The 13,766-nt window shown below is 61.4% G+C and carries 11 protein-coding genes and 1 pseudogene; 5 read left to right on the forward strand and 7 right to left on the reverse strand.

Features of this window, described 5'->3' with window-relative positions:
- The first annotated feature begins 3 nt into the window (after positions 1-3).
- From ACW5W7_RS03605 to ACW5W7_RS03615, 3 genes and pseudogenes are all read left to right on the forward strand, one after another.
- Positions 4-783: a hypothetical protein gene (locus tag ACW5W7_RS03605; protein ID WP_456500796.1), complete on the forward strand. Its 780-nt coding sequence runs from the start codon at positions 4-6 to the stop codon at positions 781-783.
- Positions 768-1,133, forward strand: a complete 366-nt coding sequence (locus tag ACW5W7_RS03610) for a DUF7079 family protein (protein ID WP_456500797.1) — start codon at positions 768-770, stop codon at positions 1,131-1,133. The genes ACW5W7_RS03605 and ACW5W7_RS03610 overlap by 16 nt, the downstream gene beginning before the upstream one ends.
- A gap of 67 nt (positions 1,134-1,200) precedes the next feature.
- Positions 1,201-1,404 (forward strand): annotated as a pseudogene (locus tag ACW5W7_RS03615) (tyrosine-type recombinase/integrase); the annotation flags it as partial.
- Between the two features lie 179 nt (positions 1,405-1,583).
- On the opposite strand, the gene ACW5W7_RS03620 reads toward ACW5W7_RS03615, so the two are convergent.
- Entirely contained in the window at positions 1,584-3,077 is a 1,494-nt protein-coding gene (locus tag ACW5W7_RS03620; protein WP_349922096.1) for an alanine/glycine:cation symporter family protein, read from the reverse strand.
- Between the two features lie 373 nt (positions 3,078-3,450).
- Between ACW5W7_RS03620 and ACW5W7_RS03625 the strand changes: the two genes are divergently transcribed.
- Together ACW5W7_RS03625 and ACW5W7_RS03630 are read left to right on the forward strand one after the other, a co-directional pair.
- Complete coding sequence (locus tag ACW5W7_RS03625) at positions 3,451-3,864, forward strand: GNAT family N-acetyltransferase (protein ID WP_456500874.1); 414 nt, start codon at positions 3,451-3,453, stop codon at positions 3,862-3,864.
- 18 nt (positions 3,865-3,882) lie between these two features.
- Positions 3,883-4,692: a M90 family metallopeptidase gene (locus ACW5W7_RS03630; RefSeq protein ID WP_456500798.1), complete on the forward strand. Its 810-nt coding sequence runs from the start codon at positions 3,883-3,885 to the stop codon at positions 4,690-4,692.
- A gap of 86 nt (positions 4,693-4,778) precedes the next feature.
- Here the strand turns inward: ACW5W7_RS03630 and ACW5W7_RS03635 are convergent, their stop codons facing one another.
- From ACW5W7_RS03635 to ACW5W7_RS03660, 6 genes are all read right to left on the reverse strand, one after another.
- Complete coding sequence (locus ACW5W7_RS03635) at positions 4,779-5,375, reverse strand: acetate uptake transporter (RefSeq protein ID WP_349922098.1); 597 nt, start codon at positions 5,373-5,375, stop codon at positions 4,779-4,781.
- A gap of 914 nt (positions 5,376-6,289) precedes the next feature.
- Entirely contained in the window at positions 6,290-9,229 is a 2,940-nt protein-coding gene (locus ACW5W7_RS03640; RefSeq protein WP_456500799.1) for a DUF748 domain-containing protein, read from the reverse strand.
- A gap of 242 nt (positions 9,230-9,471) precedes the next feature.
- Positions 9,472-9,885, reverse strand: coding sequence for a MerR family transcriptional regulator (locus ACW5W7_RS03645; RefSeq protein WP_434667827.1), 414 nt, complete (start codon positions 9,883-9,885; stop codon positions 9,472-9,474).
- Entirely contained in the window at positions 9,875-10,864 is a 990-nt protein-coding gene (locus ACW5W7_RS03650) for a hydroxymethylglutaryl-CoA lyase (RefSeq protein ID WP_456500800.1), read from the reverse strand. The genes ACW5W7_RS03645 and ACW5W7_RS03650 overlap by 11 nt, the downstream gene beginning before the upstream one ends.
- Positions 10,861-12,834 carry an acetyl/propionyl/methylcrotonyl-CoA carboxylase subunit alpha gene (locus tag ACW5W7_RS03655; RefSeq protein ID WP_456500801.1) on the reverse strand — a complete coding sequence of 658 codons (1,974 nt, stop codon included), beginning with the start codon at positions 12,832-12,834 and terminating at the stop codon, positions 10,861-10,863. Before ACW5W7_RS03655 ends, ACW5W7_RS03650 begins: the two co-directional genes overlap by 4 nt.
- A 106-nt stretch (positions 12,835-12,940) precedes the next feature.
- Positions 12,941-13,765, reverse strand: a complete 825-nt coding sequence (locus ACW5W7_RS03660; RefSeq protein WP_456500802.1) for an enoyl-CoA hydratase-related protein — start codon at positions 13,763-13,765, stop codon at positions 12,941-12,943.
- Position 13,766 lies beyond the last annotated feature (1 nt).

Consider the following 13,766-nt stretch of genomic DNA (forward strand, 5'->3'; position numbering starts at 1 on the left):
TGTATGGCATACGCGCAAATAGATGGAAACTTTTCGGCAAAGCAACAGCATCCAGTTGAAGATCCCGTTTTAAGTAATGCCTTGGCTGCTTTTGAAGGTGCTGCAATCAAGTTCTCTACTGATGCAATTAGTGATGCGAATGTAAGAAGCAGCTATACCTCGAACATCAAGCGGGTTGTTTCAGAGGTCAAGCAATTGGCCGCGACGAAGAAGATATCGGTAAAAGAAGCAGCTGAATTCTGCTACGAAATGCGCAATCAGATTATGGCTGAGCATCGAAAATATACCTCTGCTCAAGGGTTGGCGCTGGCTGAACGTCACAAAAAAGCACCACCGTCTTTGGACCAGTTGTTTGATAAATACGCGAAGAAGAAATTTGGCAAAGATTTCAAAAGCCTGTCTGCCCAGCAGAAAGGAGCAATTCATTACGAGATTATTGAATCATCTGCTCGAGATAACCCCAAGTTCACGACTGCAAACCGCCGCCTTAAGGTTCTTGGTAAGGTTGGAGTAATCGTAACGGCAGCCTTGGCTACTCATGCGGTTCTCAATGCAGATAACAAGCCTAAAGAAGCTGTAAAACAGGGGATGCAGATCGGCGGTGGTGTTGCAGGAGGGTGGCTGGCCGGTTTGGCTGTTTCTTCTGTATGTGGTCCAGGTGCTCCATTTTGTGCAATAGCTCTGGTTCTGTTAGGTAGTATTGCCGGTGGTGTAGCGGGTTCTGTAGTTGCCGATAGCCTTGATGAAGAAATAGAGGAATTTACCCGTTGGCAGATCAACTGACAGATAAAGATTTATGCGAAGCCTTATCAGATATTTTCGTTGATAACGAAGTAGACTACGAATATATCGCTTCAGTTGCCAAAAACTTTCCTCTGAAGCATGTGGAATTCGTTTTGTTCGAATGGGTTGCACCTGTTTGTTATACGAATGCTCTTTCACCAGTTCCTCCTATCTGGTCTGGTTTTGAGAGTGAAACTTTGTGGCGTGATATCCAAGAGCTCATAGCTAAAGAGAAGAGTGCTGGTTTGGTTAGAAAGGGGATGGCCATCATCAGGCAGCGCTACCTTAGAAAGGAGTATGCTGATGAATGGCGCAAGTTATCGGCTTTGCTGATCCAGCAGAGATTGTAGTGTTCAACTAAATCCAGACATTGACTATCTGCTGGTGCGCGACGTGATCAAGCAAGTTGCCCCTGATTTGCCAGCAGGGCAGGTGGTTCATGTGCTGCGCCATACGTTCGCTTCTCACTTCATGATGGTGGGGGGAAATATCCTGGCGCTGCAAAAAATTCTCGGTCATCACAACATTCATCAGACGATGACCTATGCCCACTTTGCACCGGATTATCTTAATGATGCGGTCCGCTTCAACCCGCTGGAAAACCACCTTCAACCGGCTTGATTTTCCTGATAACGGGCGGGAAAAAGTGTCCAGATTTTGCCAAAAATGGTGTCTTTCCTCGTCCCACAGCGTCCCCTAGAGTGGCGCTCAACTTGTTGATTTTTATATAACTCATTGATTTTTAAAGAATGAAAATGGCAGCCAGGGCTGCCATTTTTGATCTCATTCGGTGAGCGGGATCAGGACGGTGTGCGATCCGCCTCGAACGGATGACCGGCTTGCTCCTGCTCCAGGTTTTGCTCGGAGCGACGGCCCGTCCAGTAATCGGCGTTCTTGATGCCGAGCTTTTCCGGGTGGAACACGGGATCCAGCCCTTGGGCTTTTTGTGCCTCATAGTCGCGCAGGCAGACAAAGGCGGTCTTTTGCAGCAGCAAGATGGCACCGATGTTGAGCCAGGCCATCAGGCCGACCCCGATATCCCCCAGACCCCATGCCAGATCGGCGGTCTTGACCGTGCCGTACACCGTGGCCGCCATCAGGCCGATCTTCAGGATGAAGGTGAGCCAGGGGCGGTTGATCTTGCGGTTGATGAAGGCGATGTTGGTCTCGGCGATGTAGTAGTAGGCGACGATGGTGGTGAACGCGAAGAAGAAGAGCGCGATGGCCACGAAGTAGCTACCAAAGCCCGGCATCATGCTCTCCATGGCGGTCTGCACATAGCCAGGGCCCGCGGCCACACCGGCGATACCGGTATAGAGAGCAGCGCCATCCGGACCTTGCACGTTGTAGAGGCCGGTGATGAGCAGCATGAAGCCGGTGGCGGAGCAGACAAACAGGGTGTCGATGTAGACGGAGAACGCCTGTACCAGACCCTGCTTGGCCGGGTGGCTCACGGCGGCGGCGGAGGAGGCGTGCGGGCCGGTGCCTTGACCGGCTTCGTTGGAGTAGACCCCGCGTTTGACCCCCCACATGATGGCCAGGCCCAGAATGGCACCGAAACCGGCATCCATCCCGAAGGCACTCTTCCAGATGAGCAGCAGTATGCCCGGCAGCTGACCGATGTTGAGGGCGATGATGACGCAGGCGACGATGATGTAGCCCAGCGCCATGAAGGGCACCACGGTACTGGCGAAGTGAGCGATGCGCTTCACGCCGCCGAAGATGATGAAGCCAAGCAGCATGGCCAGACCCGCGGCGGTGACGTTGGGATCGATATCAAAGGCAGTCTGCAGGCTGGCACCGATGGAGTTGGCCTGTACCCCTGGCAGCAGCACGCCGCAGGCGAAGATGGTGGCGATGGCGAAGGTCCAGGCGTACCACTTGATGCCGAGTCCTTTCTCGATGTAGAAAGCCGGGCCACCGCGGTATTCGCCGTTGATCTTCTCTTTGTAGACCTGGCCCAGGGTGGACTCCACGAAGGCGGAGCTGGCGCCAAGGAAGGCAACCATCCACATCCAGAACAGGGCGCCCGGGCCGCCGAAGGTGATGGCGGTGGCGACCCCTGCAATGTTGCCGGTACCGACCCGACCCGCCAGGGTCATGGCCAGCGCCTGGAAGGAAGAGACACCGGCATCGGTACTCTTGCCATCAAACATCAACCGGATCATCTCCTTGATATGACGCAGTTGCAAAAAACGGCTGCGCAGGGAGAAGTAGAGGCCGACTCCCAGGCACAGATAGATGAGCGCTGGGCTCCAGATCACACCATTGATGGCATTGACGATCTCATTCATGTACAACAACTCCTTTGTTGCGCTGTCTTGACGAGGTCTGCGCCTCGTTCCCTAAATTGAATAGTGGGTGACCAAGGGGGTCACACCGATTGACACGGGACTTTCGACTGCAAAGTCCGCGGGTTTTAACATATCGACTTGTGCCAGTGCTTCCTAGCGAAATATGTTGCCAGGCTGTTAATTTGTGAATTGACAGTAACAATTGGCAGTGAGTGGTGGACAAGATACGGCGCTTACCCATAGGGCGGAATTTCCCCCAGTGGCCCAGCCATCATGAGGGTGGCTTCCGACATGACCCTGAGTGCCCCTGATAAGGAGAGCAAGTTTGAGGCCAGAAGTGAGATCTCGCGTCATCAAGGATGGAAATGGTTGCATCGTTCGTCTTGCCGAGCAGGGGGATGGTGCCGCCCTCGCGTCCCTGTTCGTCCAGCTGGGTTACCCGGCCCTCGAAGCCGGGGTGAGCCAGGGGTTGATGCAGCCGGATCCGGCGCGGGAGGTGCTGGTGGCCTGCATGGCGGAGGCCGTGGTCGGGGTGCTGGTGTGGCATCGCCTGCAACCGCTGCACGTTGCACCCGCCTGGGGCCTCATCTCGGCGCTGGTCGTCGATGATAGTGCAAGGAGCCTCGGGGTCGGGGCCAGGCTGCTGGCGACAGTGGAGGAGCGGGCCCGGGTGGCCGGTTGCATGCAGCTGGAGCTCTCCAGCAGTCTCAAGCGGGAGGGGGCGCACCGCTTCTATCTGGGACAGGGTTATCTCGAGCGCCCCAAGCGATTCGTCAAGGTCATCTGAAGTGAAACGGGAGAGTCTGTGTTCTGGTCGAGGTTAAGAAGTGTATTCGGTGTACCAGCCCGGTCGGCGGACAATGCCCCCCAGGCGCTTGAATGGCAGCAGGCGCTGGCCGCCATCCCCATCTTGCAGGGATTCACTCCCGCCGAAGAGCAGCGGCTGACGGCGCTGGCCACCCAGTTTCTGGCCCGCAAGACCCTGACCCAGATCGGGGTCGAGCTCACGGCGCGCCAGCAGGCGGTGCTGGCCCTGCAGGCGGTGTTGCCCATCCTGCATCTGGGGATGGACTGGTATCGCGGTTTTCATGAGGTGATCATCATCCCCGAGCCTGTCACCCGTCGTCAGGAGGTGCAGGACGAGTTCGGGCTGGTGAGCGAGTGGGAAGAGGAGAACGCGGGCGAATCCTGGCCCCAGGGGCCGCTGGTGCTGGCCTGGAGCGAGTTGCAGCAGGACGGGGACTGGGATGGTTTCAACCTGGTGATCCACGAGCTGGCCCACAAGCTCGACATGCTGGGAGGCGATGCGGACGGGGCGCCCCCTTTGCCGAGCGGCATGGAGCAACAATCCTGGACCCGTGCCCTGCAAAGCGCCTTCGATGAGATGAATGAGCAGCTGGCCCGGGACGAAGTGACCCAGATAGACCCTTATGCGGCCTCGCATCCCGCGGAGTTCTTTGCGGTGTGCAGCGAGAGCTTCTTCACCGATCCCCTGCGGCTGCGGGCCGTCTATCCCGCCGTCTACGAGCAGTTCGAGCATTTCTATGGTCAGCAGCCGGCGGCGCGCTTCCCGGCCACCCGTTTGCTGGCGGGGGAGGAGTCCTTGCCCAGCTAGCGGGCTGCTTTTGCAGGCAAACAAAAAGGCACCCCTCGGGGTGCCTTTTTCATCATGGGCGCGTCATCGCGAGCCATGTCTGCGGCTTAGGCGGCAGCCTTGAGCTGGACGGCTGCGGCTTTCTTGTGATCACCGATGGGCAGCACGGTGCGGCCGAACTGCTCGTTGATCACGGTGGCCATGGCCAGGTAGATGGCGCTGGCACCACAGATGATGCCTTCGAAACCGGCGATGGTACCGATCAGGGTGCTGCCGGTGAAGTCACGGGCGGCCAGCAGGAAGAAGAGCACTGTCAGGGAGGCGAACACGAACTGCTTCACGCGGGGGAAGTTGACGGTGCCAACCAGCATGAACAGGGTGAACATGCCCCACATCAGCAGATACCAGCCCATGAAGGCGTGGGGGGTGGCTTCAGCCAGGCCCATGCCAGGCATCATCAGCAGGAACACCAGGCTCCACCAGAAGGTGCCGTAGGAGATGAAAGCGGTGACACCGAAGGTGTTGCCACGCTTGTACTCCATGATGCCGGCGATGATCTGGGCGAGACCGCCATAGCACAGGCCCATGGCCAGGATCATGGCACTGATGGGGAAGAAGCCTGCGTTATGGATGTTCAGCAGAATGGTGGTCATACCGAAACCCATCAGACCCAGAGGGGCAGGGTTGGCCAATTTTTCGCTCACGTGTGTTCTCCAACGATAGAGGTGGGGGTTGATAAAAGACGCGCGATTTTAGGCAGCCGCCGACCCCCGGGCAAGGGGGATGAGCGAATAAATAGTAAAAAAACGACACGGGATATTACCCGGCTCATCATTCGTGTCTGGGAGGTAGAAAACAGGTAAATGAATCACGCCTGTCAGGTTGGTTTTTTGTGTAAATGACGGGGCAGTGAAAGTAAATGACGAGGCGGCAGGAGACAACGATGACACCTTGTTCATGCAGCCGGACGAGCCGCGCAGGAGACTCGTCGGCCGAGGTCGCGATGGCCTGCACGACGGCATGGTTTAAAAATATCCTCATATGCCATCAGACAAGGCTATTTTATCCCGGCTTGAGGTCCACTTATCGACACCTGTCTGCATCGCGTTGAATCCTGTGGATGATTCCACTGCTCGTCTTCAAGCAGGCAGTGAAAACGGCTGTGAATCGAGAAGAAGCCTTGCCAGGGCGAGTGTCCGGGCGAAGGTCCCATCGTTCGGGACGAGTCAGGGGATCATCCTGGCATGGCGGGGATGCCTCCGCGTGATGAGGCGAGTCGGAATGCCGATACCCAGAGACGCGTAGAGCTGGTCGGGGACGCGGCGCGGGAGAGAGCTAGAGTCGCAGGATCAAAGGCAGGGGCAGATAAAGACCATAAAGACGGTTGCAGTCAGCACGACAGTCACAGGCGAAAGAGACGCCAATGTACGGCGGCGGAGTCGCGTGATGGAGGACTGGAAGAACAGGGAGAGCAGGGAGAGCAGGGAGAGCAGGGAGAGCAGGGAGGGTGGGGAGGATGGGAAAGTGAGGGCGCCGGAAGGCAAGACTGGCAAGATGCAGGAGAGGGAAGGGAGCCAGGGTTGCTCGAAAACGGGGCGGCCAGGGCCGCCCCTCGGGCTCAGTTGTCCAGAGTCAGCACCACCTTGGCCTCTTTGTCCGTCTCCTTGACCAGGCTGTCGAGGACGAACAGCCGCTCCGGCGCTATGCCCTGGTTTTCGACCAGGAATGCCTTGGTATTCTGGGCGCGGCGCATGGCCAGGCTGCGCAGGGACTTGGCGGTGATCAGCTGCTGGTCTCGCAGCAGGATCACGGCCTGGCTGCGCAGGGCCGGGCTCTGCTCGGCGAGTCTCAGCCTGTCCGCCAGATCCCCGAGATCTTCGTTGAATTTCGCCTCATAGGCATCGGCCAGGGCGGATTGCATGGTGCTGTCTTGCTCCAGCAGGTTGAGATCCACCGGCGAGCCGGTGATCTTGGCCAGCACCCGCTCCAGTTTCTGGCGCTGCAAGATGGGCCTCTCCTCGTTGAAATTGACCTTGCCGCGGATGTTCATGCTGAGCTTGGGGCGCTCCTTGAGGGCCTGGGCCAGCTTGTCCAGCTTGGTCTGCTGGCTCGGGCTGAGATCCGGGCTGCCTGGCAGGAAGGGCAGTTCGTCGAGATCCTGGGTGCCGCCGGTCAGGGAGGCCAGCAGGGAGAAGGGAGAGCTGATGGCCTTGGTCAGGGTATTGCCGAGCACGTCCCAGAAGATGTTGCCCAGACTGAAGTTCGGCTGATCCAGATCGCCTTTCACCTTGAGGTTCATTTTGATGACGCCATTGGAATCGCTCAGCAGGGCGATGGCAAGGCCCAAGGGCAGATCCCTGGCCTGCTCGCTCTTGACCTTCTCACCGAGTTGCAGCTTCTTGATGGTGATGTCGTTGTCCCCCTCCAGCCGGTTGCCCTGCAACTTGTAGTTGAGCTTCATGGAGAGCTGCCCCTTGTCGATGGCATAGCCCGCGTAGGTGCTGGAGTAGGGGGTGAAGGTGGTGAGCTCCAGGTTGTTGAAGGCCACGGCGACGTCGAGCACGGGATCATCGATGAGCAGGTTGGTTCCCCCCCTGATGGTGACGGGGGCGTAGCGGTCCACCTTGCCATTGAAGGCGAGCTCGGAGCGCTGGCCCGGTACGTTGCTGATATGGCGGCTCTGGCCCGCGAGGGAGGCGATATCGACCACGAATTCCGGACTCAGGCTGCGATCGGCAAAGCGCAGGTTGCCCTGCTCGGTGCGCACCTGATCGATGTGGATATGGGGAGTGGGCGTGCTGGCCCCCTGTGGGTTGTCCGGCTGGGGCAAAAGCAGTTGCTGCACGTTGGTGATCCCCGTTTCGCTGATCTCGATGCGGGCGAAGGGTTGGCGCAGCAGGATGTCGGCGATCTTCAACTGCTGGCTCATGCCATCGTACTGCAGCCCGGTGAGCTCCAGGCGGGAGATCTGCAGTAGGCGCTGGTTGTCGGCCCTGTCCAGTACATAGAGCTTGTCGACATCGAGCCCCCCTTCCAGATCCAGCCGGCTCAGGACCCCGTTGGCATCGGTGGCCAGGGTCAGTCTGGTGCGGCTGCTAAGCAGGCCATCCTGAACCTTGATGCGCAGCAGATCCTGCAGATAGGGCTGGGCCCAGGCAAGGGGCAACGCCTGCTGCTTGATGGTACCGCTCAAGGCAAAAGGCGCAGGCGTGAGATTGCCATCGAAACTGACGGGGCTCTGCTGGTTGAGGGTGGCGTTCAGGAGCAGGGGACTGGGCGCCTGGGTATGGCTGCCGAGGGCCCCGAGGCTGAGGGTGAGCCCCGATAACTCGCGCAGCAGCGGCTTGCCCGAGCTGGATTCGGTCAGCTTGAGATGACCCTCGCTGATACGGGACTGCTTGAGCTGCCAACGCCAGGGCTGGCTGGTCTGGGCCGGTTTGGTTTTCTTGGCGGGCTTTGCCGCAGCCTTGGTAGCGGGCTGAGCGACCAACAAGGCGGCGAGATCCAGCTGTTGCTTCTCATCAAGCACGGCGCTGAGGGTGGGGGCCTTGAGGGTAGCGCTGCCGATGGTGAGGGATTGCTTGGCCCCATCCACGCTGATCCCGGTCAGGGCCAGCTGGTTGAAGCGGGCAAACTCGCTGCCCTTGGCACGCTTGAGCTGCCAGTTGTTCAGCAGCAGTTTGCCGTTGGAGAGTTGCCACCCCAGTCCCTGCTTGCCCTGGGTCAGGCGATAGCTGAGTTCGGCACTGGCGTCCCCCCGGGCCAGCTCCGCCTTGAGATAAGGCGTCCAGAGGGGGGCGAAGGGGGCGAGAGCCAGTTTGCCGAGACTGACGCTTCCCTTGCCGGAGCCGGTCAGAATGTCGAGTTCACCCCGGGCCTTGAGAGGGCTCTTCTGGTTGAGGGTGGCGCTCAGCTGATACGGGCTCTGATGCCCCTTGGCGGTGGATACACCGGGCAGTTGCAGCTCGAGCTTGTCGAGGGCAAGGTTCGGCACCCAGCCCGGGCTGCCAGGCTTGCGGCTGTCTTGATAGCGGACTTGCCCCTGCACCAGGGTCAGCTTGTCGATCTGTACCGGCAGCATCTCTTGCGTCGGCTTGGCAGGGGTGACCGGGTCGGCCGCCAGCAAGGTGGCGAGTGCCTCGGTCAGGTTGAATCTGGCCTCGGGCTGCTTGTCCGGGCCCTTGCCATCGGCGAGGCGTACCAGGTTGGCGACGGGCTTGCTGAGACTGGCCTCGGCCAGCACCACTCCTCGCTGCTGCCAGCTCTCTTTGAGCTTGGGGACTATCAGGAGTTGCTCGAAGGCCAGTATGGGTTGTTGCTGGGCATCGAGCAGCGTCGTGGGGCCCAGGGTGAGGGAGGGGGTCTGCAGGCTGACCCGGATCTCCCCCAGAGTGAGCTGCAGTCCATAGTGCTTGGCCAGCCAGCCGGGAAGATGGCGCTGGGCGAGGCCAGGGGCTTGCCACAGCAGAATGACGAAGGCGATGAGCAGGGCGACGCAAAGGTAGAGGGCATAGCGCAACAGGCGAGTGGGCAGAGGATTGGGCATGGCGGTCTCCATTTGATGCGCACATGGTAGCAATTAATCACCGCCCGAGCATGATCTCTCCTTGAAGCTGCGCCGGACTCTGACCGGCATTGGTGGTCATGTGTGCAATTGGCTGCCCTTGACACCAGGGAGGCTCCGACATGGCGGGGCGGGCGTGGAGCACCGCTGCCTCCGGTCTCGAACCTTGGTGCCCGTCATCGTCGCCGATCGTTCGTCGGAGCAGCCTCATGAGCCGGATTGTCGCCCAGCGCCGGTCAATCCGCCCCGGTTGTAAGCGCGTTGAGGGAGTGGATGCAGCGCTGCTCGGCGACCTCCAGTTCAGCCATCACCATCTGGATATCTTCAAGCTGCTGGCGCAGGGAGTGGCGTCTTGCCTCGATGATCTGGATCATCGAGTGCAACTGGGTTCGGCTGGTCTTGTCGGTATCGTAGAGATCGAACAGCTCGCGGATCTCCGCCAGACTGAAGCCAAGCCGCTTGCCCCGCAGGGTGAGCTTGAGGCGGATCTTGTCCTTGTGACTGTAGATCCGGGTCTGCCCTTCCCGGGTCGGGGTGATCAGCCCCTCATCCTCGTAGTAACGGATGGTGCGCGGGGTGACGTCAAACTCCTGGGCCAGCTCCGAGATGCTGTAGGTCACCTCTTTGCTGGCGAAACGGTTAGGGACCATGGCAGGCTCCTTGTGGGATCTCATCCTTTGTTGCCCGCTGGCGGGCGAGGGCCTTGGCATGCATTGCCTGACCGACCCGGGAGCCGTTGGCCCGCCCCAGCTGTTCGCTCACCCACTGGCCGGTGGCGGCGAGGGTGTCCAGGTTCACCCCTGTGCTCATGCCAAGGCCGTGCAGCAGGTAGACCACCTCTTCCGAAGCGACGTTGCCGGAGGCACCGGGGGCATAGGGGCAGCCACCGAGCCCGGCCACCGAACAGTCGATGGTGCGGATCCCGCGCTCGAGCGCCGGCAGTAAATTGGCCAGCCCCTGGCCATAGGTGTCGTGAAAATGGACCGCGAGCCGCCCCGCCGGCACCTCGTGCAAGACGGCGTCCAGCATGGGCGCGACGGTGCCCGGGGTGCCGACCCCTATGGTGTCGCCAAGGGAGATCTCGTGACAACCCAGATCCAGCAGCCGCTCGGCGAGCGCCGCCACCCGTTTCGGCCGGGTCAGGCCCTCGTAGGGGCAGGCGATGACGGTGGAGAGATAGCCCCGCACCCGGATGCCAAGGCTGCGGGCCTCGGCCACCAGGGGGGCGAAGCGCACCAGGGACTCCTCCACGCCGATGCCGATATTGGCGCGGGTAAAGCCATCGGAGCAGGCGGTGAAGAGGCCTATCTCATCCACCTGGGCACTGATGGCGGCTTTGAGCCCCTGCAAGTTGGGCACCAGGGCGCCGTAGCGTACCCGCGGATGACCCGCCTCGGCGCGCCGGGGCAGGGCTGCCAGCAGGGCGCCGGAGTCCGCCATCTGGGGAACCCGTTTGGGGGAGACAAAGGCCCCCACCTCGATGCGTTGCAGGCCGCTCTCGGTGAGGCGCGCGATTAACTCGAGCCGCTGGACCAGGGGCAGTATGTGCAGTTCGTTTTGCAGCCCGTCCCGCGGCCCCATCTCCACCAGGCTCACCCGACCCACGGGTCTTCCCTGTTCCTTGTTCATGCTCCATCCGCCTGTGTCTGTTCATCCTTGCCCGGGGCGAGTTGCACCAGGACGTTACCCTGGCTCACCTGCTCCCCCTGCTGGCAGTGCAGGGCCGCAATCACGCCATCCTGTTCGGCCCTGAGGTTGTGTTCCATCTTCATGGCCTCCAGCACCAGCAAGGCTTGCCCCTTGCTGACTCGTTGTCCCGTCTCCACCAGCAAGGCCACGACGATGCCGTGCATGGGGGCGTGTATCTCCCCCGTGCTGCCGCCATGCTGGTGATCAGGACGGGCTTGGTGCCGTGGATCATCTTCACAAAATGGCAGGCTTCGGCCCTGCAGGGTCAGCACGAAATGCTGCCCCTGTGTCTTGACGGGGTAGCGTTGCCAGGTGTCTCCCGCTTTGATGCGCAGATAATCTGTCCCGGACTCGTAGGGCAGTCGGATCCCCTGCCATTCAATGGCGCCGGCGGTCTCGATGAGGGTCGATGTGCGACTCTCGTCGCCAATTCGCACCGCCGCCGTCCAGTGCCTGTGAGCGCCGAGGCGAAAGCCGTCAGCCTGCTGCCAGGGGTCCGGGGCCTGAACCTTGCGCTGCCTGCTGGCAAGCCAGAGGGTGGCGAGTGGCCAGGCGAGCTCTGGCACGGGCAGTGGGTCGGTGGGGATGGGCCATTGGGTGTGATGACGCATGGCGAGCACATCCGGCTCCTGGCACAGGCGCAGCAGCAGGGCACCGTTGTGCACCAGGGGGCCCAGCGTCAGTGCCGCCAGCGCCTCGGCCAGTCTGGCAAAGGCCTCGGCGCGGCTCTGGCCGTGCACGATGAGTTTGGCAATCATGGGGTCGTAATAGGGGCTCACGGCATCTCCGGCGCCCACCCCGGTGTCGATGCGGATCCCGTCCGGCCAGTGCAGCCAGTCGATGGGCCCGCTGGCGGGCAGGAAACCCGCTCCCACGTCCTCGGCGTAGAGCCGCGCCTCCACCGCGTGGCCGCGCAGCACGACCGCATCCTGCGTCAGTGGCAGGGGCTTGCCTTGGGCGACCGCGAGTTGCCAGGCCACCAGATCCTGACCCGTGATGCATTCGGTAACCGGGTGTTCCACCTGCAGCCGGGTGTTCATCTCCATGAAGAAGAATTCCCCACCACACAACAGAAACTCGATGGTACCGGCGCCGCGATAGTCGATGGCGCGGGCGGCGGCCACGGCTGCCTCCCCCATGGCCTGGCGCAGGGGGGGCGGGATGTCGGGGGCGGGGGCCTCTTCAATCACCTTCTGGTGGCGGCGCTGCAAGGAGCAGTCGCGGTCCCCGAGATAGATGGCGTTGCCGAGCTCATCGGCAAACACTTGCACCTCCACGTGGCGGGCGCGGGGCAGGTAGCGCTCCAGCAGCACATGATCGTCGCCGAAGGCGGCCCTGGCTTCCCGTTTGACCGCGGCCAGGGCATCGTCGAAATCGGCCAGCTGATCGACCCGGCGCATCCCCTTGCCACCACCACCGCTGGCGGCCTTGATGAGCAGCGGGAAGCCGACGAGACTCGCCTGATCGCGCAAAAAGCCGGCTTCCTGATCCGGCCCGTGATAGCCGGGCAACACGGGCACCCCCGCGGCCTGCATCAGGGCCTTGGCGCCGGATTTGTCCCCCATGGCAAGGATGGCGGCGCCGCTCGGGCCGATGAAGCGAATGCCTGCCGCCTCACAGGCGCTGGCGAAATCGCTGTTCTCGGACAGGAAACCGTAGCCTGGGTGAATGGCATCGGCTTTGGTCTCAAGGGCGATAGCGAGGACTTTGGCGGCGTCGAGGTAGCTCTCCCGAGCAGGCGCCGGCCCCAGATGCCAGGCTTCGTCGGCGTCGCGCACATGCATGGCGCCAGCATCGACGTCGGAGTAGAGGGCGATGGTGTGGATGCCGAGGCGGCGGGCGGTCTTGATGATCCGCACCGCGATCTCGCCCCGGTTGGCGATCAGCAGGCGTTTGATGGGAGCCGTCATATCTGCGCCTCACGGATTGCAATGGTGTGGGAGTGCGGTGCGGGATAAGCCGTCCATCGACCAGATCCGTAGTAATGGGTGATCACCAGATGCTTGATGGGTTTGATCATGCTTCGTCCTTGAAACGGGGGCGCCAGCTGGGGGGGCGTTTGTCGAAGAAGGCTTGCATCCCTTCCTGGGCTTCCAGACCGACCCGCACCCGGGCTATGGTCTCGACCGTGTGTTCTTCATGGTGGCGGCCGCCGTGTGCGTCGAGTTCTGCCAGCAGCCGCTTGGTCTCTTTCATCGCCTGCGGGCCGTTGCGACACAGGCGCAGTGCCTGGCGACGTCCCTCGGTCAGCAATTCGGCCGGGGTGGTCATCAGGTGAGCCACGTTGAGGCGACAGGCAGTGATGGCATCGAAGGGGTCGGCGCTCAGCATGTAGCGGCGTGCCTGACGCATGCCCATGGCGCGCACCACGTAGGGACTGATCACCGCCGGGACCAGCCCGAGGCTCACCTCGGAGAGGCAGAAGCGAGCGTTGTCGGCGGCAATCGCGATATCGCAGGCACAGACGAGGCCAAGCGCTCCCCCATAGGCGGCTCCCTGCACCAGGGCCAGGGTGGGGAAGGGGAGCTCGTCCAGGGTTTGCATCAGCCGCGCCAGCAGTCGGGCATCCTCCCGGTTCTGCTCGAAATCCGCGTGGGCCAGGCTGCGCATCCAGTCGAGATCGGCCCCGGCGCAAAAATGCTTTCCCTCGGCCCGCAGGATCAGCGCATGGGGGCGGGACGGGCGGTGAACCAGCTCGTGGAGACAGTCGAGCAACCCCTGCATCAAGGCGGCGTCAAAGGCGTTGTGTCGAGCCGGGCGCGCCAGGATGAGTTCCGCCAGGGGGCCGTGGCATTCCAGCCGGTAACTGGCCGGAGGATCGTCAAAGAGAGGGTCAGTCATG

It is taken from the genome of Aeromonas intestinalis (genome assembly GCF_054052485.1).

Excerpts from the sequence above, each read along its gene's own strand:
- ACW5W7_RS03605 (WP_456500796.1), top strand. The coding sequence starts at position 4 with ATGGCATACGCGCAAATAGATGGAAACTTTTCGGCAAAGCAACAGCAT.
- ACW5W7_RS03620 (WP_349922096.1), bottom strand. The coding sequence starts at position 3,077 with ATGAATGAGATCGTCAATGCCATCAATGGTGTGATCTGGAGCCCAGCG.
- ACW5W7_RS03640 (WP_456500799.1), bottom strand. The coding sequence starts at position 9,229 with ATGGAGACCGCCATGCCCAATCCTCTGCCCACTCGCCTGTTGCGCTAT.
- ACW5W7_RS03645 (WP_434667827.1), bottom strand. The coding sequence starts at position 9,885 with ATGGTCCCTAACCGTTTCGCCAGCAAAGAGGTGACCTACAGCATCTCG.
- ACW5W7_RS03650 (WP_456500800.1), bottom strand. The coding sequence starts at position 10,864 with ATGAACAAGGAACAGGGAAGACCCGTGGGTCGGGTGAGCCTGGTGGAG.
- ACW5W7_RS03655 (WP_456500801.1), bottom strand. The coding sequence starts at position 12,834 with ATGACGGCTCCCATCAAACGCCTGCTGATCGCCAACCGGGGCGAGATC.
- ACW5W7_RS03660 (WP_456500802.1), bottom strand. The coding sequence starts at position 13,765 with ATGACTGACCCTCTCTTTGACGATCCTCCGGCCAGTTACCGGCTGGAA.